Source organism: Rarobacter faecitabidus (genome assembly GCF_006716265.1).
Lineage (GTDB): Bacteria > Actinomycetota > Actinomycetes > Actinomycetales > Cellulomonadaceae > Rarobacter > Rarobacter faecitabidus.
The window spans coordinates 633,344-655,858 of sequence record NZ_VFOS01000001.1 but is presented as its reverse complement, the minus strand read 5'-3'; the positions used below and the strand labels follow the sequence as shown (position 1 = coordinate 655,858).

At 67.8% G+C, this 22,515-nt stretch carries 18 protein-coding genes; 5 read left to right on the top strand and 13 right to left on the bottom strand.

Translation table 11 applies throughout. The features are described 5' to 3' along the window. Positions 1–17: 17 nt before the first annotated feature. From FB461_RS02935 to FB461_RS12480, 12 genes are all read right to left on the bottom strand, one after another. The gene (locus FB461_RS02935; RefSeq protein ID WP_170222586.1) at positions 18–674 is read right to left on the bottom strand and encodes a histidine phosphatase family protein; all 657 of its coding nucleotides are present in this window, start codon (positions 672–674) and stop codon (positions 18–20) included. Next, positions 671–1,138 (bottom strand): ribosome silencing factor, encoded by a 468-nt coding sequence (gene rsfS, locus FB461_RS02930; RefSeq protein WP_142118816.1) that lies wholly within the window; start codon positions 1,136–1,138, stop codon positions 671–673. The genes FB461_RS02935 and rsfS overlap by 4 nt, the downstream gene beginning before the upstream one ends. A 110-nt stretch (positions 1,139–1,248) precedes the next feature. After that, positions 1,249–3,543 carry a hypothetical protein gene (locus FB461_RS02925; protein ID WP_142118814.1) on the bottom strand — a complete coding sequence of 765 codons (2,295 nt, stop codon included), beginning with the start codon at positions 3,541–3,543 and terminating at the stop codon, positions 1,249–1,251. Beyond that, on the bottom strand, positions 3,533–4,132 hold the full coding sequence (nadD, locus tag FB461_RS02920) for a nicotinate-nucleotide adenylyltransferase (RefSeq protein ID WP_142118812.1): 600 nt from the start codon (positions 4,130–4,132) through the stop codon (positions 3,533–3,535). The genes FB461_RS02925 and nadD overlap by 11 nt, the downstream gene beginning before the upstream one ends. 31 nt (positions 4,133–4,163) lie before the next feature. Beyond that, entirely contained in the window at positions 4,164–4,316 is a 153-nt protein-coding gene (locus tag FB461_RS11940; protein ID WP_170222585.1) for a hypothetical protein, read from the bottom strand. 138 nt (positions 4,317–4,454) lie between these two features. After that, entirely contained in the window at positions 4,455–5,822 is a 1,368-nt protein-coding gene (locus FB461_RS02915) for a glutamate-5-semialdehyde dehydrogenase (protein ID WP_142118810.1), read from the bottom strand. 87 nt (positions 5,823–5,909) lie between these two features. Further along, positions 5,910–7,076 (bottom strand): glutamate 5-kinase, encoded by a 1,167-nt coding sequence (gene proB, locus FB461_RS02910; RefSeq protein WP_142118808.1) that lies wholly within the window; start codon positions 7,074–7,076, stop codon positions 5,910–5,912. A 93-nt stretch (positions 7,077–7,169) separates the two neighbouring features. Beyond that, positions 7,170–8,054, bottom strand: coding sequence for a nitroreductase family protein (locus tag FB461_RS02905; protein ID WP_170222584.1), 885 nt, complete (start codon positions 8,052–8,054; stop codon positions 7,170–7,172). A 181-nt stretch (positions 8,055–8,235) separates the two neighbouring features. Next, on the bottom strand, positions 8,236–9,768 hold the full coding sequence (gene obgE / locus FB461_RS02900; protein WP_142118804.1) for a GTPase ObgE: 1,533 nt from the start codon (positions 9,766–9,768) through the stop codon (positions 8,236–8,238). Between the two features lie 93 nt (positions 9,769–9,861). Then, a complete protein-coding gene (gene rpmA, locus FB461_RS02895) occupies positions 9,862–10,119 on the bottom strand; it encodes a 50S ribosomal protein L27 (RefSeq protein ID WP_142118802.1) in 258 nt (85 codons plus the stop codon). Positions 10,120–10,187: 68 nt separating this feature from the next. Then, entirely contained in the window at positions 10,188–10,508 is a 321-nt protein-coding gene (gene rplU, locus FB461_RS02890; protein WP_142118800.1) for a 50S ribosomal protein L21, read from the bottom strand. 174 nt (positions 10,509–10,682) lie between these two features. Further along, positions 10,683–11,255 (bottom strand): type IV toxin-antitoxin system AbiEi family antitoxin domain-containing protein, encoded by a 573-nt coding sequence (locus tag FB461_RS12480; protein ID WP_142118798.1) that lies wholly within the window; start codon positions 11,253–11,255, stop codon positions 10,683–10,685. Between the two features lie 184 nt (positions 11,256–11,439). Here FB461_RS12480 and FB461_RS02880 point away from each other — a divergent pair, with 184 nt between their 5' ends. Further along, the gene (locus FB461_RS02880; RefSeq protein WP_142118796.1) at positions 11,440–12,369 is read left to right on the top strand and encodes an AEC family transporter; all 930 of its coding nucleotides are present in this window, start codon (positions 11,440–11,442) and stop codon (positions 12,367–12,369) included. Positions 12,370–12,507: 138 nt separating this feature from the next. On the opposite strand, the gene FB461_RS02875 is transcribed toward FB461_RS02880, so the two are convergent. Then, positions 12,508–16,047 carry an Rne/Rng family ribonuclease gene (locus FB461_RS02875; RefSeq protein WP_246045981.1) on the bottom strand — a complete coding sequence of 1,180 codons (3,540 nt, stop codon included), beginning with the start codon at positions 16,045–16,047 and terminating at the stop codon, positions 12,508–12,510. 452 nt (positions 16,048–16,499) lie between these two features. On the opposite strand from FB461_RS02875, the gene FB461_RS02870 reads away from it, so the two are divergent. From FB461_RS02870 to cydC, 4 genes are read left to right on the top strand one after another with little or no spacing between them, the layout of a single operon-like run. Next, positions 16,500–18,002, top strand: a complete 1,503-nt coding sequence (locus tag FB461_RS02870) for a cytochrome ubiquinol oxidase subunit I (RefSeq protein WP_142118792.1) — start codon at positions 16,500–16,502, stop codon at positions 18,000–18,002. A gap of 36 nt (positions 18,003–18,038) precedes the next feature. Then, a complete protein-coding gene (gene cydB / locus FB461_RS02865; protein ID WP_142118790.1) occupies positions 18,039–19,082 on the top strand; it encodes a cytochrome d ubiquinol oxidase subunit II in 1,044 nt (347 codons plus the stop codon). Between the two features lie 54 nt (positions 19,083–19,136). Beyond that, positions 19,137–20,852, top strand: a complete 1,716-nt coding sequence (gene cydD / locus FB461_RS02860; protein WP_142118789.1) for a thiol reductant ABC exporter subunit CydD — start codon at positions 19,137–19,139, stop codon at positions 20,850–20,852. Beyond that, positions 20,845–22,500: a thiol reductant ABC exporter subunit CydC gene (cydC, locus tag FB461_RS02855; protein ID WP_142118787.1), complete on the top strand. Its 1,656-nt coding sequence runs from the start codon at positions 20,845–20,847 to the stop codon at positions 22,498–22,500. Before cydD ends, cydC begins: the two co-directional genes overlap by 8 nt. The last annotated feature ends 15 nt before the right edge of the window (positions 22,501–22,515 follow it).

Below are 22,515 nucleotides of genomic sequence, written 5' to 3'. Positions count from 1 at the left end.
GCCAGCGAATTATCGCGCTACCAGCCGATGTTGAAGCCGGTCAGGCGCCACGGCGGAGTGGCATCGGGCCGCGAGCGTTCGAGCCGGGCCCAGTGCACATTGTTCAGGCCGGTCAGGCCGCGCCAGTTCCCAGCATCCAGTCCGAGCATGTTGGTGATGCCGCCGGAGATCGCGGCGCCGTGGGAGACAACGACGAGCACGCCACCCGCCTTCGTCGCGGCCGCGTGTTCGCGCAGCGCTTCGGCGATGCGCGCCGCGGAAGCATCGCGCGGTTCGGCGCCGATGATCGGCGAGTCGAGGCCGGCGCGCCAGCGCTCGAATTCCTCGGGAAACTCCTCGTGCAACTCCTGCCCGGATTTGCCTTCCCAGATGCCGAAACCGCGCTCACGTAGGCGTTCGTCCACGATCAACTCGCTGCCCGTCACCTCTGCGTACGCAGCGGCGGTGTCGTGAGCCCGGATTAGATCGGAGGTGACCAACCGGTCGGGCTGATAATGCTCGGCGAGCGCGGCGGCACCCAACCTTGCCTGCTCGATGCCAGTCTCGTCGAGTTCGATATCGATCTGGCCCTGCAGGCGGCCCTCAGCATTGAAACGAGTGCGCCCGTGCCGGACCAGGATGATGGTACCCGCACCGGGCCGGCGGATGCCCGGCCCGTGCAGCGGGGAACTCACTCGGACTCCTGGTTGTCCTCGTCCCTGCTGGAGCGGTAGGTACCGGCGGCGAAGCCGAACTGGTCGAACTCGTCGTATTCGGAGGTATCTCCATCTCCGCCGCGGGCGTCCTCGGGCAGTTCGATCAGCGGACAGTCCTTCCAGAGGCGTTCAAGCGCATAGAACTCTCGATCCTGCTCCTGCTGCACGTGCACCACGATGTCACCAAAGTCCAGCAGCACCCAGTGCGCCTCCGTCAGTCCCTCGCGGCGCAGCGCCTTGACGCCCTCCTTGTGCATCGCCTCTTCGACGCCGTCGACGATCGCCTTGACCTGGCGGTCGTTGCGCCCCGACGTGATCACGAACACGTCGGTCAGCACCAGTTGCTCCGAGACGTCCAGTGCGATGACCTGGCCAGCCTTCTTGTCGGATGCGGCGCGGGCAGCGGCAATGGTCAGTTCGATGGCGCGTTCTGTCGCAGTCAAGTTCGTTCCTTGCGTTGGGGAGGTTTGGGCGCGGACGGCCCCTGCCATGTGCACCGGCACCCGGCACACTTCTGCCTCTACCCTACGCCGTGTGGTGGCGGCGACCTAAGTCATTCCGCTGGGGGCGGATTCTGCAGCGCGGTGACCGACGTCGCGGGAGCCTCTAGCGCGGGCGCGCCGTTCGAATCGAAATCGCCCTTCCACAGCACGAGCCCGAGGATGAGTGCGCAGGCCACGACGATCGCCCAGTGCAGCAGGTTGAGGCCCTTGTGCTCGTCGGCGTCGTCGTCGTCATCGGTTTCCTGGTCCTCACCCTGCAGGAAGCGATCCAGCACGGGCGTCGGCTGGGACACTATGGGCGCGCGCACGACGGGGATGGAACCGGTTGCCAGGGTGTTGGGTGCGGACGAGTCCTCCTCCGCGAACAGCGGGCTCGCGACGGGGGTCTGGCCCGTAGCCGGCGCGGCGAAGCGCGTAGCGAGCTCGTCCGGCATTTTGGCATCGAATGCGTGGGTTTCATCGGCGATCGGGGTCGGGCGCGATTCCGGAGCGACGATGCGCACCGGCTGGGATGCTGGCCGGGGCTCCGCGACGGGAAGTTGCTGGGACTGGGGCCGCGCCTGACTCGACGGCGGTTCTGCCGTTGCCGCCGGCGGCGTTTCGATCGTTGCGGCCCGCGGCGGTGCGGCCGCTGCTGTCTGCGGCGGTGCGGCCGCTACTGTCTGCGGCGGGGCGGCCGGGAACCGCGGAGCACCCGGGAACTCTGCGGGTTCCGCACCGCCATCACGCGGTTCGTGGGCGGACGGCGTACTCGGCGCCGGTTCGTCCAGCGCAATGGGTTCGGCATCCGTTTCGGAGTCCAGCGACGGCGACCATATCGGAGCCGGAACGTCAGCAGCAGCGGTACTTTGCTGCGGCCACGCGGCGCGCGATGCCTCATCCGGGGAGTGGCTGCCTGCTGTTGCGGGGCGCGCGGTCGCTCGGGGTTGGGGCGTACTGGCAGTATCGCCCGGGCGAACGATCTCGGTCAGGCCCGAATCGGCGGCGAGCATTGCCCACTGGGCCGCCAGATCTTCAGTGCTGCGCGGCGGCGAGACCGGTCTCGCCGGTTTCGCCGGTGACTCCGATAGGTCGGGCTGACGCGGCAGCCTACCGGTCGTGATGTTCGCGTTGTCGGGTCGCTGGAGGTGACCCGCGACGGGCAGTTCGGTCAGAGGTCCGGTCTGTTCGAGGGGCCGAATCGGCTGTAGTTGCCCCGTCTCGTCCACCGCGCGGATTGCCCCGGTGCCGGGCGGAGGCTCCACGATCGGCTCCTTGACGCGCGGGATCGCACCCGTCTCAGCGAGCTTACGTGCGCGCAGTTCGCGGCGCGTGAGCGGATGCTCCGGGATCGAGGGCTCAGCACTAACGGATTGCGCGGCAGAAGACGGCGCGGCGATGCCGTCAACCGTGCGTCCCTCGCCAGTGGCGTCATCCGGACTTGACCCCTGGCCGGCTTGAATTCGCCGTCCGGACCGCACACTTTGTCCGCTCGGCGCTCCTGCGTCATTCGGCGCTCCCGGACCGCTCGATCCGGAGGCTTCGGGGACCACCTGGATGGCACTGGTCTCCACGCCGAGCGCCCGCGCGCGTTCGCGCAACTCGCGGCGAGTCAGCGGCCGGTCGGACTCGACCTCAACAGTCGCGCCCGCATTGCTAGCCGACACCGCCGTGCGAGCGCCCGCTCCCACCACACCGGATGTCCTGCCCGGCATCACGTCCTCGTCACTGGCCGACCTGGTCGCTGGCTCCTGGGGGGCAGTGTGGCCGCCGGCGCCCTCGTCCTGAAGAGGCTCCGGAGACGGCGCCGCGAGGCGCTGCTGCTGCGCGGGCGCAGGACCCGGCTGAGGTGTGTCGCGTTCGATGGCGGCTGCGGCCGCCGCCATGGCGCGAGCGCGAACCCTCGCCTCGGCGCGAGTGAGCGGCCCTCCGGCGGCGGCCAAGGACGGTGCGGGATTAGACGCCGCGGGAGGAACGGGCGCCGTGGCATCGAGCCCTATTGGGCTGCCGCCAGCAACTGGCGTGCTGCTGGCCGAGGCGATGCCCGAAGCGGGGGTCGCGGAGTGCTCTACTGCGCGCCGCTGACGACGGGTCGGCCCGGCGGGAGTCGGTATCGACGCTGGTTGCGCAACCGTGGGAGTGCCGTGTCGCTGGCGATGCTGCGCGGAGGGAGGCGTAGGTTCGGCGCTCGGCGCGCCTTGGCCCTCGGCGGCGAGCTGGGCGGCGCGCTCACGCATCTGCCGCCTGGTGAACGGTACCGCCTGCTCCGCCGGAGCCTGGGCGGCACGGCGGGCGCGGCGCGTGGGGGCCTCGATGACCTCCGGCAGCGAACCAGGGGTCGACTTGGCGTTGTCGTCAGTCACCATTCCCCCGATACAACCCGTGCTTCCCGATGTACTGCACGACCCCGTCGGGCACCAAGTACCAGACGGGCAGCAGGTCCTTTGACCGCTGGCGGACCTGCGTGGACGAGATCGCCATCGCGGGCACCGCGATCAGCGAAACCTTGCCTTCTGGCAGCCCGTCCAGCGAAAGCTCGTGCCCCGGCCGCGTCACTCCGACGAAGTGCGCGAGCCGCCACAGTTCATCGACGTTGCGCCACGTCGTTATCTGCCGCAGTGCGTCTGCGCCGGTGATGAAGAACAGGTCAGCGTCGCTGAACTGGGCTGCAAGATCGCGCAAGGTGTCAATTGTGTACGTCAAACCTGGGCGTTCGATGTCAACGCGGCTGACGGTGAAGCGAGGGTTCGAGGCGGTGGCGATGACCGTCATCAGATAGCGGTGTTCGGCAGGCGTGACGTACCGGTCCTGCTTGAATCCGGGACGCCCGGTGGGTACGAAGATGACCTCGTCCAAGTCAAAACTGGCGGCGACCTCGCTAGCCGCCACCAGGTGCCCGTGATGAATGGGATCGAATGTGCCACCCATCACGCCGATCCGTCGGCGCTCGCCCAAGTCGATCAGCCTCTTCCGCTACCGCGGACGGTCAGTGACGCTGACCGACGTTCTTGAATGCGAACGAGACGATAAGCAGACCCAGCAGGACCGCAAAGGCAGTGATGCCGAATCCGATCGGCGAGATCGGCAGGTGGTTGGCGGTTTCAGCGCCCTCGGCGGCGATCGACAGGGCAACGTTCACAATTTCCTCCTATGGCAGGCAAACCGTGCCCGCTGCGCGTATGCGGGCATGATCCACTATCTTCAACTTCATCGGCACGATCGGCCGATGTCGTGAATCGCACAGGCGTCCGGCCGGGTGGCCGTCGCCGGTCCGACCCTATTGTCGTATCTGGCCCTCGCCAAAGACAACCCACTTGGTCGTGGTGAGTTCCGCCAGCCCCATCGGACCGCGGGCATGTAGCTTCTGCGTCGAGATGCCGATCTCGGCTCCCAGCCCGAACTCGCCACCGTCGGTGAACCGCGTCGAGGCGTTCACGATCACGCAGGCCGAGTCGAGCTCGTCCACGAAGCGGTCGGCGCTGCGCACGTTGTCCGTCACGATCGCCTCGGTGTGGCCAGACGTCCAGGTGCGGATGTGGTCGATGGCCTCGTCCAAGGAGTCCACAACGCGGACGGCCAGTTCGAGACCGTGGTACTCCGTGGCCCAGTCCTCGTCCGTCGCGGCCTCGAAGCGCAGGCCCGCGGGGATGCTCGCCTGGGCACGTTCGTCACCGTGGATGGTGACCTGCTCCGCCTGGAGGGTGGCGAGCACGCGAGGTAGGAACTGCGCGGCCACATCGCGGTGGACGAGCAGCGTCTCCGCGGAGTTGCACACCGAGGGGCGCTGGACCTTGGCATTGAGGACGATGTCGTGCGCCCAGTCGAGGTTCGCCTCGGAATCCACGTAGACGTGGCAGTTGCCCACGCCCGTCTCGATGACCGGAACCTTGGCCTCGCGCACGACCGTCTGGATCAGGCCCGCGCCACCGCGCGGCACCAGCAGATCGACGAGCCCGCGCGCCCCCATGAGGGCAACTGCGCCGGGGCGGCCGAACTCGTCCACGCTCTGGACCAAGTCAGCGGGAAGGCCGGCATTATCGAGGGCGGCCCGCAGGACGCGAACGATCACCCGGTTCGATTCGGCTGCCGCGGAGCCGCCGCGCAGGATGACGGCGTTGCCCGACTTCAGCGAGAGCCCCGCCGCGTCAACGGTCACGTTCGGGCGCGCCTCGTAGACCATGCCGACCACGCCCATCGGAACGCGCACCTGGCGCAGTTTCAGGCCATTGGGCAGGCGCGAGCCGCGCAGGACCTCGCCGACCGGGTCCGGCAGCGCCGCGACCTCGCGCAGCGCGTCCGCGATCGCGCAGATGCGCGCCTCGTTCAGCGCCAGACGGTCGAGCGTGGAGTCGCTCATGCCCCCGGCGCGCTCGCGATCGATGTCGATGGCATTGGCCGCGATGATGTCCGTGGCATTGGCCTCCAGCGCGTCCGCGAGGGCCTTGAGTGCCGCATCCTTCGTCGAGCGCGTAGCCGTCGCCAGGACGCGCGCGGCAACCTTGGAGCGGCGCGCGATGGCGTGAACCGCCTCCGTTACGTCTGTGGCCGACTCCCCTGCCGCGGGCTGCGCTGGGGCGGGCGTCTCGGCCGCCAGGTCGTTGGCCTCGGCGGGCACGGGAAACTCGCACTCGGTGTTGGTGGTCATGGGTCTAGCCTATCGAGTTTCCGGCCGCGCAGGGGAACCCGTCAGCGCGTAGGAGCGCGAGGACGGCCGCTGATCTCCGGCGGGGTCTCACGATCGGGCTTGCGCGGTCGGTACGGATTTCGAGGGCCGCTTGGGCCGGCGCAGGAGGACGAGTTCGTCGCGGTGCACCAGCGGCTTGTCGAAGCCGTCGCCGAGCGTGCTACGCAGGTCGGAGGTGCTGTGTCCCAGGAGTGGCGGGATCTCGTGCGCGTCAAACGCCGACAGCCCGCGGGCGATGACCTTGCCGGCGGCCGTGACGAGCTCGATCGGCTCCCCTGCGTCGAAGTTTCCCTCCACGCCCAGCACCCCGGCGGGCAGAAGTGATGCCAGCCCTCCCTGCACGGCTGACACCGCGCCCTCGTCCAGGACCAGGCGTCCCTGAGGGGCGGCGGCGAACGCCAGCCACAGCCGCTTGCGTGATGTACGTTTTCCGGTTGGCGTGAAGTACGTGCCAACGTTCTCGCCCGACAGGGCACGAGCCGCATTGCTCGCGGTGGTCAGGACAACCGGGATCCCGCTGGCCGTCGCGATACGGACCGACTCCAGTTTGGTCACCATGCCGCCGGTTCCCACCGCCGTTCCGCGGGCCGTGATCTCGATGCCCTCGATGTCTTCCGGGCCTCGCACGAGCGATATGTGCCGCGCACCCGGCCGGTCCGGGGGTGCGGTGTACAAGCCGTCGACGTCCGTCAGCAGGACGAGCGCGTCCGCGCGAGCCACGTGGCTGACCAGCGCGGCGAGCCGATCGTTGTCGCCGAAGCGGATCTCGTCGGTGGCGACCGCGTCGTTCTCATTGATGATGGGGATGACATCGAGTTCGAGCAGCCGCTCAATGGACCGTTGTGCATTGCGATAGTGGTCGCGGCGCAGCGTGTCCGACGCGGTCAGCAGCAACTGCCCCACGCGCATTCCGTGCTCGGCGAACGCCTCCGTGTACCGCGCCACGAGCAGACCCTGACCCACCGAGGCGGCGGCCTGCGCGGTCGCGAGGTCGCGCGGACGCCCCGCTAGCCCCAGCGGCGCGATGGCCGCGGCGATAGCACCCGAGGTCACCAGGATGACCTGCTGGCCGGCGGTTCGCCGATCCGCGAGAACGCTGACGAGCGCCTTCAACGCGGCGACGTTCAGCCGCCCATCCTGTCCCGTCAATGACGAGGAGCCGATCTTGACGACGACGCGTGGCGCATCGGCCACGGGCAGGCGGAGTTCAGTCACTCGTCCATTATCCCCCGTGAGTGCCCCCGGGCCGCTCGACGCGGCGACAGTGCGCGACAGGCGTGACACCGGCGGGCCCGGCGACGACCGAAATCAGTCGGCGCCCATCCCGCGCTCGCGCAGCCAGCCGCGCATGGCGGTTCTGGCTCCGATCGCTCCGCGAGAGAATAGGCGGGCGAAGTTGCGCTGGATCCAGCTCGGCGCCATGCCCTGCCCGGTGTAGAACTCGTTCGCCGCCGCCTCGTACTCAGCGACCTGCGCGCGCTGACCCTCCAGGTCGTACCGTTCGCGGTGCCAAACCGCCGCGATGGGCAACCGGGTCTTGATGCGAGTGGGACGCGCCGGATTGGGATGCCCGACAGTGAGGCCCACGGCGACGAACGAATGCTCCGGCAGCCCGAGCAGGCAGGCGAGCCCCGGCACGTCGTTGCGGGTCGAGCCGAGGTAACAGATGCCCAGGCCCATCGCCTCGGCGGCGATCGCCGCGTTCTGGGCGGCGATCAGCGCGTCGCCGAACGCGACCAGCGTCGTCTCGAGGTTGCGTGCCCCCGCCTCGCTGGACTCCGCGAGCAGGTCACCCGGCACGGCCGGATACCCGGCGGGATCCGCCGCGACGTCGCGGTACAGCTGCGTTGCGCGAGCGAGATCCGCCACCCAGAACAGCACGACCGGCGCGGCGGCCAGGTGGGCGCCGTCGGTTCCGGCGAGTTCCGCGATCTCGGCCTTGGTGTTGGCGTCCCTGACCTCGACCACCGACCACAGCTGGAGGTTCGATGAGGACGAGGCGCTCTGCGCCGCCGCAATCATCGTCGCCACCTGCGTCTCAGTCACCGGCTCATCGACGAAACGCCTGATCGAGCGGTGCGCGAGTAGGGTGTCGATCGTGTCATTTCCCGCGACGACGTCCGGAAAGGGAGCACGCAGATACCTGTCCTTGATCGAGGCGGAAACTTCCGGAAGATAATCGGGCTCTGGCATACCTCTATTGTGCGCGCTCGCAGTGCGGGGCCAATAGGACCAGCCGCCTTGGCGCGACGAACATGTCCGCATCGGTTGGGGTCATGGTAGTTCCCTTCAACGGCATGTATTCCTACCCCGCAGGCACTAGCGTGCCTTCAACAGCGAGTGGCGACCAGGCCGGACGCCAACGCCGGACGCCTCAGGCCTGGTCGTCTTCCGCGGCGGGGTCCGTCCAGTGTCCGTGCTGCCGCTCGGTCCACAGTTCCTCGCGCGCGGCGGTCTTGGCGTCCATGCGCTCCGTGTACTCCCGGCGCTTGTCCTTGCGGGTCGGGCGCGAAGTGTCCTCGAGGCGCAGGTCGGTTCCGCGCGGGCCGCCGAGCAGTTCCGCGCCCGTGCTCATCGTCGGCTCCCAGTCGAACACGACGCTGTTGTTGGGATCGCCGATGCGAACCTCATCGCCCGGCACGGCACCGGCCTTGAACAGCCCGTCCTCGACGCCCAGCTTCTCCAGGCGATCGGCCAGGTAACCGACGGCCTCGTCGTTCGTGAAGTCCGTCTGCCGCACCCAGCGTTCGGGCTTGCGTCCGCGAACCTCGAAGTAAACCTCGCCCTGAGTCTCCTGCTTCGTGATCGTGAAGCCCGTGTCATCCACGGCCTTGGGGCGCAGCACGATGCGCTGCGGGGCGGCAGCGGGCTGCTGCGCGCGGGCTCGTTCGACGAGTTGCCCGAGGGCGTATTGGAGTCGCTTAAGGCCCTCGTGGGTCACGGCGGACACCTCGAAGACCGGGTATCCGCGTGCTTCGAGTTCCGGGCGCACGATCTCGGCGAGATCCTTGCCATCTGGCACGTCCACCTTGGCGAGCACGACTACGCGGGGCCGCTCCAGCAGCGGCGGGCGCCCGCCGTCGAGCGTGAGGTCGGCGCTGTAGGCGGCGAGTTCCTGCTCGATGACCTCCAGATCCGTGATCGGGTCGCGGTCCGTTTCCAGGGCGGCGCAGTCGAGGACGTGGACGAGCACCTCGCAGCGCTCGATGTGCCGCAGGAATTCGAGGCCCAGGCCCTTGCCCTCGCTCGCGCCGGGGATGAGTCCCGGCACGTCGGCGATCGTGTAGCGGTATTCGCCCGCCTGCACGACGCCGAGGTTCGGGACCAGCGTCGTGAACGGGTAGTCCGCGATCTTGGGGCGCGCAGCGGACGCCGCGGCGATCAGCGAGGACTTCCCGGCGCTCGGGTAGCCGACCAGGGCCACGTCCGCGATCGACTTCAGTTCGAGCGTGACGGTGACCTCGTCCCCGGGCTCGCCCAGAAGCGCGAAGCCGGGCGCCTTGCGCTTGGCCGAGGCGAGCGCGGCGTTGCCGAGACCGCCCGCGCCACCCTCGGCGATGATCAATTCCGTTCCCGCCCCGACCAGGTCAGCGAGCACATTGCCGTCGCCGTCCTTGACCACGGTGCCCTCGGGCACGCCGAGGACGAGATCTTCGCCGGTCGCACCCTGGCGCATGTCGCCGCCCCCGGGAGTGCCATTGGTGGCAGTGCGGTGTGGCAGGTGGTGGAAGTCGAGCAGGGTCGTCACCTGCGGGTCGACGCGCAGAATAACGGAGCCGCCGTTGCCGCCGTTGGCTCCGTCGGGTCCGCCGAGCGGCTTGAACTTCTCGCGGCGGACCGACACGCAGCCGTGCCCGCCATTTCCGCCGCGTGCGTGTACAACCGCGCGATCTACGAACGTCGCCATGTCAGACCTTCCAGACGTAACCATGAAAAGCCGAAGGGGCGCTCCACATCTCGGTGGTGCGCCCCTTCGGCGAAGTAACTAAGCGGGTTTCGCTCAGGCAGAGGCCTCGACGATGTCGATGACCTTGCGCTCGCGACGGGTACCGAACTGAACGGTGCCCGCCTTGAGTGCGAAGAGCGTGTCGTCGCTACCGCGGCCGACGTTGTTGCCCGGGTGGAAGTGGGTGCCACGCTGGCGAACGATGATCTCGCCGGCCTTGACTTCCTGACCGCCAAAGCGCTTCACACCGAGGCGCTGTGCGTTTGAATCGCGACCGTTGCGCGAGGAACTCGCGCCTTTCTTGTGTGCCATGTCTCAGTGACCTTTGTTTTCGGTGACTAGTCTGAAGCCGACCTGCATCGCGTGGGCGATGAGCAGGATCAGGCGATGGAGGTGATCTTCAGTCGGGTCAACTTCGCACGGTGACCCTGACGACGGCGGTAGCCGGTCTTGTTCTTGTAACGCAGGATGTCGATCTTCGGGCCCTTCTCAGCCCGAACGACCTCCGCCGTGACCTTGACCTTGCCGAGCTTTGCCGCGTCGGTGGTCACGGCCTCGCCATCAACGAGCAAGAGTGCGGGAAGTTCCACACTGTCGCCCGGCTGCGAGGCCAGACGGTCGACGACGACGATGTCGCCAACCGACACCTTCTCCTGGCGGCCGCCAGCCTTAACGATCGCGTAAACCACTTTGCTGCCCATTCTCTCTTGGATGACTGCGAGGATGCCTGACGCATACCTGGCACCACCGGGCAGCCGACTGGCCACTGTGCGGGGGTGCGGATCGCTACTGCATCCACAAATATGTGCGCCTGTGAGCGCACCGACGTTCTACTTTACGACGGATCGCCATGTGGGTCAAATGCGCGACGGGACTCACGACAGGCGACGTGTCGTATGGGTTGCTCCATACGCAGTGATAACTGCTCGCAGCACATCGGCATCACGGTCACCGATCAGGTTGCGGACTCTCGCCTGATCAACGACAGTGCGCAATCGATCGGCTTCGACTCCCCTCAAACAGTCACAAATCGATCGTGACACGGTCGTGACCGGTAAAGCGTATCGATCCGTAGTGTCGCCTGCGTCTAGGTCACGTCGATGCAGAAGATACAGTTCACCGCCTGCTGTTCGCGGATAGTTGGCCCGCGGAACCGTAAGGTGAATGCTCAAAGGGTTCATGTCCGCGAGGCCATGCAGAAAGAGCGCCGATTCGTGCGAGATGACACCACGTCCCAACGTCCAAGCGACGGCTTGGGCGAACTTGTCGTACCGTCCGCGAGGCAGCAATGGGACCCGGTAGACCCCCCGAGACACACGCTCTAGCCGATCGCGAGCGGCCATGAGCCGCAATTGCGCCGGGTCGATGCCCAGTTCGTGGGCGTCGCGAGTGGTGATATATCCGTGGTGAGTCGCCGCAAACTCGATCACCGCGTCCCTTACTTTCATGTGCTGTAGCGTATCAAATTGATACGCTACAGCACATGAATTGAGTCTCGAACAAAGCGCTCCCGATCGTCGCCAGCCGCCGGCGGCAGAGCACCGCTGCAGCGCGAGGGCTGCCCTAGCCTGCGAGCGCCCACTGTGACGTGCGTCCTAGTAGAGGGCGACATGCATCGCGCATGATCAATGAGTGGCGGGGGTTCTCTTTGGCTTTGGCGTGATCGGGATAGTCATCTTCGTTGGCTACGGGGTCGCTCGTCGGCGAATCCTCGGCCCGGACGGTCAGCGGGTCCTCGCCCGGCTCGCCTTCACCATCGCCATGCCCACGCTGCTCTTCACCCAGATCGCCACCTCGGACCTGGGCCAGGTCTTCTCTCCCGCGCTCCTGGTCACCGCTGGCTCCGTGGTCGCTGTGGTCACGATCTTCGTGCTCGTTGCTCGCTTCGCCTGGCATCAACCGCTCGATCAGATCGTCATCGGGTCGCTGGCCAGCGGCTACGTGAACGGCGGCAACCTCGGCATCCCGATCGCGGTCTATGTCCTCGGCAGCGCCTCGTATGCGATCCCCGTCATGCTGTGGCAGTTGTGCGTGCTCGCGCCGCTGTCGATGGCCGTCATCGAGCGGCAGCATGCGCGCGAAACCGGGCGCGGCGGACCCGGGGCGGCGATACGCCCGGTCTTCCTGAATCCGCTGGTCATCGCCGCACTCGCTGGCATCGCGGCTTCCCTGCTCCCGTGGCCGGTTCCAGAGGTCATCCTCCAGCCGCTCGGCCTCCTCGCCGGGCTGGCAGTGCCCGCGGCCCTGCTCGCGTTCGGCATGTCCCTGCACGCAGGAAAACTGCCCGGCGGCGCCCAGGTGCGGCCCACCATCTTCCTGGTCATCGTGCTGAAGAACGTGGTGCAACCCGCCGCAGCGTTCCTGCTGGCTCGCTACGCCGTCGGCCTCGAGGGCATCGAACTCTTCGCCGCGACCCTGTTCGCCGCGCTTCCCACCGCCCAGAACGTGTTCGTCTACGCGATGCGCGCAAATACCGGCATCACTCTTGCCCGCGACTCGATCCTCCTGACGAGCGCTATCTCCATCCCGATCGTGCTCGCGCTCGCCGCCATGATGGCGTAGCACTGTCCGGCACCTTTGCGCGCCGGGCTGCTGCGTCTCGGTCGCTTCCAGTCGCGCTGTAGGCGGACAACAGCGAACGCGCCCGGCCAGGGTGATCCTGACCGGGCGCGCTCGCGCTAAGTTCCCGAGAAGCGGGGGTTATGGACGAGTTTTCCGCCGCCGCACGGGGCGCTTCGCCTTCGCGGGCTTGCTTTCGACGGCCTCGCCTTCCACCGTTCCGGCGTCGCCGGGCTCCGCTTGGACGGAAGGAGTCTCGACCGGCTCGACCGGCGGCGCGGCAGGCTCGGACTCAACGCGCTCGACTGGCGACGCGGACTCAGTGTCGACCAGCTCAACCAGCAACGCAGGCTCAGACTCGGTCTCGACGGGTTCGATCAACTCGACCGGCGACGCGGTGGACTCAGTGTCGACAGGCTCGATCAACTCGACCGGCGACGCGGTGGACTCAGTGTCGACGGGTTCGATCTTGCCCGGCTCAACCAACGACGCGGACTCGACCTGCGACGCCTCGCCGTCGTGCTCGTGCGCGTGGGCGGCCGCGGCGGCGATCTGCGCCAGCGTGGCCTTCACCACTTCACGTTCCTTGGATGAGGCCTCCGGGAGAACCGGCACAGGCGCCGCCGCTGGCTGCGCGTCGGCGTTAGAGTTCTTACGGCGACGCGAGGACTTCTTCGGGCCGCCCCCGTTCTCCTCGTCAGCCTGCTGGGCGTGACCGCGCTCGATCGGCTCGGCGTGCACGATGAACCCGCGCCCCAGGCAGTGCGAGCATGTCTCGGAGAACGCCTCCACGAGGCCTTGCCCGACGCGCTTGCGCGTCATCTGAACGAGCCCGAGCGAGGTGACCTCGGCGACCTGGTGGCGCGTGCGGTCGCGCCCGAGGCACTCCACCAGGCGACGCAGAACCAGATCGCGGTTCGATTCGAGCACCATGTCGATGAAGTCGACGACGACGATCCCGCCGATGTCGCGCAGGCGCAACTGCCGGACGATCTCCTCGGCGGCCTCGAGGTTGTTGCGCGTCACCGTCTCCTCGAGCGTGCCACCGGTTCCGGTGAACTTGCCCGTGTTGACGTCGATGACGGTCATCGCCTCGGTACGGTCGATCACGAGCGATCCGCCGGACGGCAGCCACACCTTACGATCCATGCCCTTGGCGAGTTGCTCGTCGATGCGGTGCGACGCGAAGACGTCGGTCTGCGACGTCCACTTCGTCATCTTCGACTCGAGGTCGGGTGCGAGCTCGTGCAGGTAGGAGTGCAGTTCCTGGTACACGCCGTTGCCGGACACGACCAGTTCCTTGAAGTCGTCGTTGAAGATGTCGCGCACAACGCGGATAGCCATGTCAGGCTCGCCCTGAAGCAGGCTCGGCGCGCTGGCATTCTTCGACTTCTTCTCGATGTTCTCCCACTGCGTTTGCAGGCGGGCGATGTCGGCCGTGAGTTCTTCCTCCGAGGCGCCCTCGGCGGCCGTGCGCACGATCACGCCGGCACCATCGGGAACCACCGCGCGCAGGATCTTCTTCAATCGCACGCGCTCGGGCTCGGGCAGTTTGCGCGAGATTCCGGTCATCCCGCCGCCTGGCACGAACACCAGGTAGCGGCCGGCAAGCGTGATCTGCGACGTGAGCCGCGCACCCTTGTGGCCGATCGGGTCCTTGGTGACCTGGACGACGACCGTGTCGCCGGACTTGAGCGCCTGTTCGATGCGGCGCGGCTGCCCATCGGCGATTCCTGCGGCGTCCCAGTTCACCTCACCGGCGTACAGCACCGCGTTACGGCCCTTGCCGATGTCGACGAACGCCGCCTCCATGGAGGGCAGGACGTTCTGCACGCGCCCCAGGTAGACGTTGCCCGCCATGGATGCCTGCGACTGCTGCGAGACGTAGTGCTCGACGAGCACGCCGTCCTCGAGGACGGCGATCTGCGTACGACCGGCCCGCTCGCGCACGATCATCGAACGGTCCACCGATTCGCGGCGGGCGAGGAACTCGGCCTCGGTGATGATCTGCCGGCGACGGCCCGCGTCGCGGCCCTCCCGGCGACGCTGGCGCTTCGCCTCGAGTCGGGTGGAGCCCTTCAGCGCCACGACCTGGTCGTTCGCGGCACGCGACGAGCCGGACGAACTGTCGTCTCCATCACCGGACTTGCCGCCGCGACGGCGACGACGACGACGACGCGAGGAGCCCTCGGACTCCTCGCCCGTCTCGGATTCCTCGGCGGGTTCCTCCGGCGCGGACTCAGCGGAATCGTCCGAATCGCTGTCGCCTGCGTTGTCGTTGCCACCCTTGCGGCGACCTCGACCACCGCGGCGGCGGCGACGGCGGCGCTGCGGGCCGTCCTCGTCGTCCGAGTCATCATCCGATTCGGCGTCATCGTCGACCTCGTCTCGCGAACGTGCGAGGGCCGCAAGGTCCTGGGCGATCTCGTCTACGGGCTCGTCCTCGACCGCAGCCTCGGGATCCGCTGCATCCTCGTCGATTTCCTCCGCAACGACCTCCACCTCGACCGGCACTGCCTTGCGGCGCCGGGCGCGCGGGGCTACGTCGGGAGCCTGGAACAGGAGTGTCGTGGCGGCCAGTCGGATCTCGGACGTTTCGTCCTCGTCCTCTTCCACCTCATCGGCTGCGCTGAAGAGCGGCGCCTTAGCGGCGCGCTGAGATCGGCCGCGCTTGGACCGGGTGGAACGCTCCGTCTTCGACTGCGATTCCTCGGCCTGGGGCGTCTCGTCGGCGCCCTCGGATTCCGTCTCGGTTTCGATTCGCTTCGAGCGCCTCTTACCTGCCGGTTCCTCCTCGGCGCTCTCCGACTTGGCGGCCGACTTCGCCTTGGCGGCCGATCGTGTCTTGGGCGCGCGCTTCGCGGTGCCTTCCTGCTGAGCCCCGGCCTCCGGGCCCGCCTGGGAGTCATCCGGCTGGCCGTCGTGCCGGCGGCTGACTTCCTCAAGGGCGCCGTTGAGCGCGGCGGTGACCTCATCGAGCGGTGTGGGCTCGGCTGTCTTGCGCTTGCGCCCGCGGCTCGCGGTCTTCAGAGGAGCATCCGCGGACGAGTTCTCCTGCGCCCCCTGCTCGACTCCCTGTTCCGTGGGCGCGTCGGCCTTCTTACGGGATGTCGTCTTGGCGCGCGAGGATGCCGGACGCTCGGACTGGCCCTGTTCGGACTTTGCACGACTCGAGTCGCCGCGGCCAGATCGGCTGCGTGTCGAAGCGGCGCGAGGCGCGTCGGTTGCCGCGCCGAACTCGGCGAACACGTCGAGTTCGGGCTTGGCGGTCTCGGTCGCCCGAGCCTTGCTCGTCGGGGTAGCCGCCTGCTCGGCGATCTCCACAGAATCGGCCGAGCCGGGGCGGGATTGTCCCGCATCAGCCGCGGAACGAGCGGCACGGCTCGTGGACCGTTTACGGGCCGGTGGCTTCGAGGCGGGCGCGCTTCGAGACTCGTCCTCGGCGCCACGGACCGGCTGCGGCGCCCCATCCCGGGGAGCGGCGGCGGACTGCGCTTGAGGTGCCTCCCCGCCAATGGGCGGCTCAACTGCTCCCGCGGACTGGTCGGCGGTTCGCGACGATCCTGCGGGGCGCGTCACGCGGCGACGCTGGCGGCCGCCAGCGGGACTGCGTCCCGCCGAACCCGCACCTGCGCCGGTTGCGTTCGTTGAATCTGACTGTGTGTTCTCATCCTGAGTCACGGAATTAGCTCCATGACGCCGCCGATGCCCACACTCTCGGCCCGTCGTGTCGGGTATCGCACTGGGCTGTCCCCCAGTGGGAAGTCTTCGGTGAACTGCGGACTCACACTGCAACCTAAAGCAATGTAGACGGACGAACGACCACCGGCGTCACGCCTGCACCGGGATTTCCGGGCGGCGACGCTCGTGAGTGAAGCCTGTCACGGTCACGCTAATTCTTGGGTGCTCTTGCGGGGTGTGGGCCTGCAAGAACCGTTTCTTATTATGACACACGGGAAGCCGGTCGACCCGGCTACGGCACCGGTCCCAGGCGAGTGGGACCTTGGTCCCGACGTGCTGGCGAATATCCGACTAGTTTCGATTGTGGAGAACGGACCACATATGTCCGGTTTTCGCCTCATTGACCCCCGACGGCCGGAATCGATCCGGCCAGCATCACCAGGAGGCACTTGGTGGACGTCCTCGACCTGGCCAGGTGGCAATTCGCCATCACCACCGTCTATCACTTCATCTTCGTCCCGCTGACCATCGGACTCGCCCCGCTCGTAGCGGTCATGCAAACCGCGTGGGTCCGCACCGGCGACGAGAAGTGGCTCAAGCTCACCAAGTTCTTCGGCAAACTCCTGCTGATCAACTTCGCGCTCGGCGTGGCGACCGGAATCGTGCAGGAATTCCAGTTCGGTATGGCGTGGTCGGAATACTCCCGGTTCGTCGGCGACGTGTTCGGCGCCCCGCTCGCGATGGAGGCCCTCGCGGCGTTCTTCATCGAATCGACATTCCTCGGCCTGTGGATCTTCGGCTGGGACAAACTGCCGAAGAAACTGCACCTCGCGATGATCTGGGCGGTGGCGATCGCCGTGAACCTATCAGCCCTGTTCATCCTCGCGGCGAACTCCTGGATGCAGCACCCGGTGGGTGCGACGGTGAATCCGGAGACCGGCAGAGCCGAGATGAACTCCATCGGGGACGTGCTGACGAACAACACCCTGTGGGCAGCCTTCCCCCACACCGTGACGGCGGCCTTCCTGACCGCCGGAACATTCGTCGCCGGAATCTGCGCCTGGTGGATGGTCAAGAAGGTACGTTCCGGCAAAGCCGAGGACAAGGCGTTCGCCAAGTCCGTCTATCGCACCGGACTGCGCTTCGGCTGCTGGGTCATGATCGTTGCGGGCGTCGGCATCATCCTCACCGGCGACATGCAGGCGAAGCTCATGTTCGAGCAGCAGCCCATGAAGATGGCCGCGGCCGAGGCACTGTGCCACACCGAAGAGGGCGCCGCGTTCTCGATCCTGACCATCGGTGATCTCAACAACGACTGCGAGGGCGTGCGCCGCCTCATCTCCATTCCGGGTGCGACCTCGTTCCTCGCCAACGGCGACTTCAACTCGACGCTGAAGGGCGTCAACGAACTCCAGTCGGACTACGAGGCGAAATTCGGCTACACCGATGAGGCCGGCAACCCGATCAGTTACTCACCCAATCTCGCCGTCACCTACTGGAGCTTCCGGTTGATGATCGGATTCGCCGCCGGTTCGGTCGCGCTCGCGCTCGCGGGCCTGTGGCTGACCAGGAAGGGCCGCATCTCCGACAATCCGTGGCTGTCCCGTATCGGGCTGATCGCTATTCCCACACCCTTCCTCGCGTCGAGCTTCGGGTGGATCTTCACCGAGATCGGGCGCCAGCCCTGGGTGGTGGCCCCGAACCCCACGGGCGTGGACGGGGTGTGGCTGCTCACGCAGCGCGGCGTTTCGCCCATCGCCCCGTGGCTCGTCCTGACCTCGATGATCGTGTTCACCCTCCTCTACGGAGTTCTCGCCGTGGTCTGGTACCGGCTCATGCACCGCTACACAGTGGAGGGCGCACCCGAGATAGTCGAGGATGTCTCGCCCCAGCGGATCGGCGGTCGCCCCGCCGGCAGCGACGAGGACGACGGCCCGCTGTCGTTCGCGTACTAACCGACCCGGACCTTCAATTAAGGAATTGACGGAACAATGGATCTGCCACTGATTTGGTTCTTGCTGCTGACCATCCTCTGGGTCGGCTACCTGGTCCTCGAAGGCTTCGACTTCGGCGTGGGAATGCTGCTGCCGATCCTTGGCCGAGGCGAGACGGAACGCCGCGTTCTGATCAACACGATCGGCCCCGTGTGGGACGGCAACGAGGTCTGGCTGCTGACCGCTGGCGGGGCCACCTTCGCGGCCTTCCCGGACTGGTACGCCACGATGTTCTCGGGCTTCTACCTCCCCCTCCTGCTCATCCTCGTTGCCCTCATCGTGCGCGTGTGCGGCTTCGAGTACCGCGGCAAGATCAACGACCCCAAGTGGCGCGCCTGGTGGGACCGCGCGCTGATCTTCGGCTCCTGGATTCCGGCTGTGCTGTGGGGCGTCGCATTCGCCAACCTCGTGCGCGGCGTGGAACTGGACGCGGCGCACCACTACGTCGGCGGATTCTTCGCGCTGCTGAACCCGTTCGCGCTGCTCGGCGGCGTGGTGACTGCCCTGCTGTTCCTCATGCACGGTTCGGTCTTCATCGCGCTCAAGACAGACGGTGACATCCGTGACAAGGCGAACAAGCTCGCGGGGCGATACGCGATCGCCGCCACCGTCGCGGCGGGAACCTGGGCGGTCTGGGCGCAGGTCGCTTACGCCAAGAACAGCTGGACGTGGGCGATAGTCGCGCTGGCCGCGGCGAGCCTGATCGCCGTCATCGTAGCCAATGCGAAGCGCCGGGAAGGCTGGGCATTCGCCGCGTCCGCCCTCGCCATCCTCGCCGCGGTGGTCCTCATTTTCGGCGCCATGTTCCCCGACGTCATGCCCGCGCACGATCCAGCCAACTCGCTCACGATCCGCAATGCATCCTCCGAGGACTACACGCTCACCATCATGACGTGGGTCGCCGTCGCCTTGGTCCCAGTCGTGCTGATCTACCAGGGCTGGACCTACTGGGTGTTCCGCAAGCGGCTCATGACCAAGCACATCCCGGCACCCGTCGGATTGTCGCCGCGCCTCGAGGAAGCAACGACCGCCCAACACTGACCGCGCCTTGGGATTCATGGGCGTTCGCGATCACCCGTGAAACACTGAGGAGCCATGAAGCCACTCGACCCGCGACTACTCAAGGTCGCACGACCGGCGCGCAGTTACGTCGCGCTGACGGCCGCCCTCGGAGCCGTCACGGCCGCGCTCGTCGTCGCGCAGTGCCTGCTGATCGCGCACATCCTCGCTCCCGTGGTCGGCCGGACCGCGAACCTGAGCGACCAACTGGGCCTCATCGGCTGGCTCGCTGCGGCCCTCGCCGCGCGCGTCGTCGTGGCCTACCTGTCGGAGCGCTACGGGCAGCACGCCGGTCCCGCCGTCGTCGCGGACCTGCGCTCGCAGGTTGTTGCGAGGGCAGCTAGCCTCGGCCCGCGCTGGAGCGGGCAAGGTAACAACTCCGAGATCGTGACGCTCGCGACCCGCGGGCTTGACGACCTGCAGCCCTATCTCACGCGCTACCTGCCGCAACTCTTCCTGGCGGCGACCGTGACACCCGCCGCCCTGCTCGTCGTGCTGGACCTGGACTGGGTCGCTGCCGCGATCATTCTCGGGACGCTGCCGCTGGTCCCGCTGTTCATGTGGCTGGTCGGCGTGCTGACCCAGACTGCCACCACCAGGCGGCAGGAGGCGATGGCCCGGCTCGGCGCGCAGGTGCTCGACCTGATCGCGGGCATCCCGACGCTTCGCGCGCTGCACCGCGAGCAGGGACCCGCCAAACGCGTACGGCAGCTATCGGACTCATATCGCCGCACCACGATGGGGACGTTACGCATCGCCTTCCTGTCGGGATTCGTCCTCGAACTGCTGACCACCCTGTCTGTGGCACTGGTCGCCGTGGCAGTGGGTCTGCGGCTCGTGCATGGCGGGCTCGATCTCACGACGGGCCTCGCCGTCATCATGCTCGCCCCCGAGGTCTATCTGCCGGTGCGACAGATCGGCACGCACTTCCATGCGTCGGCGGATGGCATCGCGGCGGTCGAGAAGGTGTTCGCGCTCCTCGACACGCCCGCACCGGATGCGGCCGCCCAGGCCCGCATCACGGCCGAAGCCGGCCAGGAGGCCTCGTCCTCCCCCGCGCCCCAGGCCGAACCCACCGGCGCTCGCCAGACCTCGACCAACGATCAGAGCATCACCATCGCCCTGGAATCGCTGAGCGTCCAGGTGCCCGGAAGCCTGGATTTCGCCCCGGCTGACCTGAGCTGTGAGCTGCGGCCGGGCACTATCACGGCGCTGGCCGGCGCGAACGGCTCAGGGAAATCCACCGCCGTGCTCGCATTGCTCGGCATGATCTCCCCAACTCGGGGAACGATTCGCGTCAATGGCATCGATCTCGCCGACCTCGACCTCGACCGGTGGCACGAGCGCGTCACCTGGCTGCCGCAGCGTGCCTGGCTGTGGCCCGGAACCATCGCCGACAACGTCGCCGCCGGCACAGCAGCGAGCGCCGCAGACCTCGACCGTGCAGCGCGCCTGACCGGACTCGACGACGTCCTGCGCCAGCGCGGCGGCTACGGGACGCTCGTAGGCGCGGGCGGCGTTGGGCTCAGCGTCGGGCAGCGGCAGCGCGTCGGGCTGGCGCGGGCGCTGCAAACCGCGGCCCCGGTGGTCGTGATGGACGAGCCCACCGCCCACCTCGATGACGACCTCTCCCAGGCGATCGCCTCGACGCTCCAGCAGCTACGCGACGACGGGCGGACCATCCTCATCGTCACGCACCGCGCGGACCTCCTGGCCGCCGCCGACCACGTGATCGAGGTGCGCCGTGGCTGAGCTCAGGACGCTGATGAGGGCGCTCGCGGTCATCGACCTGCGCTGGTCCAAGGTGGCGCGGGCGATCCTGCTCGGAACGGGGGCGCTCGGCAGCGCGGTCGCGCTCGGTGCCGCCTCAGCGTGGCTCATAGCGCGGGCGTCGCAGATGCCACCCGTGCTCACTCTTTCCGTGGTGGTCGTCTCGGTGCGGGCGTTCGGCATTTCGCGTGGCGTCTTCCGCTACCTGGAACGCCTCGCGTCCCACCAGGTCGCCCTGGGCACTATGGGCGACCTCCGTACCGCCTTGTATCAACGGCTCTCGGGCGGTCCCGTCGGGGCCGTGACCGCGCTGCGGCGCGGCGATCTGCTCGCGCGCGTCGGCGCGGACGTGGATCACGTGGGAGACGTCGTGGTACGCGGAATAATCCCGGCTGGGATCTCGGCAGCGGTTTCGCTGCTGACGGTCATAGGCATCGGGCTGCTGCTGCCCGAGGCGGCGCTGTTCCTGGCGATCGGCCTCGCGATCGCAGGGATTCTGGCGCCTAGTCTGACGGCGCGCGGGGCGCGGGACGCCGAGCGCGACGGAGCTCGGGCCCGCGCCGACGTGACGGCCCGCGCGCTCGACCTCATCGAGCATTCGCCGCAGATCATCGTCGCTGGCCGGTTCGGCGATCAGCTGGCGGCCCTGACCGCAGCCGATCGATCGTGGCAGGCGTCCACGCGCCGCGGTGCTCAGTCGCTCGGGGCCGGCGCCGCCGCGGGGATGGCGGGCCTCGCGATCGCCGTGATCGGTGCCCTCCTGACAGGCATTCCGGCGGTTCAGAGCGGCAGGTTGTCCGAGGTGGCGCTCGCGGTCGTGGTCCTCACACCGCTCGCTGCCTTCGAGTCGACCACGGTCTTGCCCGCCGCGGCCATCCAGTTCTACCGGTCCACGGTCGCCGCCGGGCGGCTGATGGAGCTGTGGGATCAGGTCGGCGGTGACGGCGAGCGCGCGCTCGCGCGCGCCGAGGTCACCGACCCCGCCCTTGCGCTCGAACTCGATGACGTGGTCATCGGCTGGCCGTCCTCGGGGATGAGGGCGCGCGTGGGTTCGCTGCAGGTTCAGCGCGGCGGCTCGACCGTGATCCACGGTCCGTCTGGCGCCGGCAAGACGACGCTGCTGATGACAATGGCGGGACTCGTGCCCGCCATCTCCGGCACCGTGCGCGGCTCGGCAGGAGCCGCCTTCACGGCCGAGGACGCCCACGTCTTCCACACGACCGTACTGGAGAACCTGCGCGTGGCACGCGGCGATGTGACCGAGGACGAGGCGCTCCGCGCGCTCGATCTGACGGGCCTGCGCCCGTGGCTGGCGGCGCAACCGGACGGGCTGGCGACGATGATCGGTCCCGATGCGAGCACGATCTCCGGAGGCGAGCGGCGACGCCTGCTGATCGCCCGTGCGCTCCTGAATCGATCGCCGATCCTGCTGATCGACGAGCCCGCGGAACATCTCGATTCCGCCGGAGTTGCCGCGCTTCTCGCCGATCTGCTGACCCTCCCGCGGCGCACTGCGGACGAGGAATTCCCGGTGTCCGCGGTGGTGATCGCGAGCCATCACGAACCGGCACCGGGCCTAGCCGATCAGGTGATCGAGCTGGGTGAGGTCTATCATCAAGCCACCGATTGATCCCGACCCGTGGAG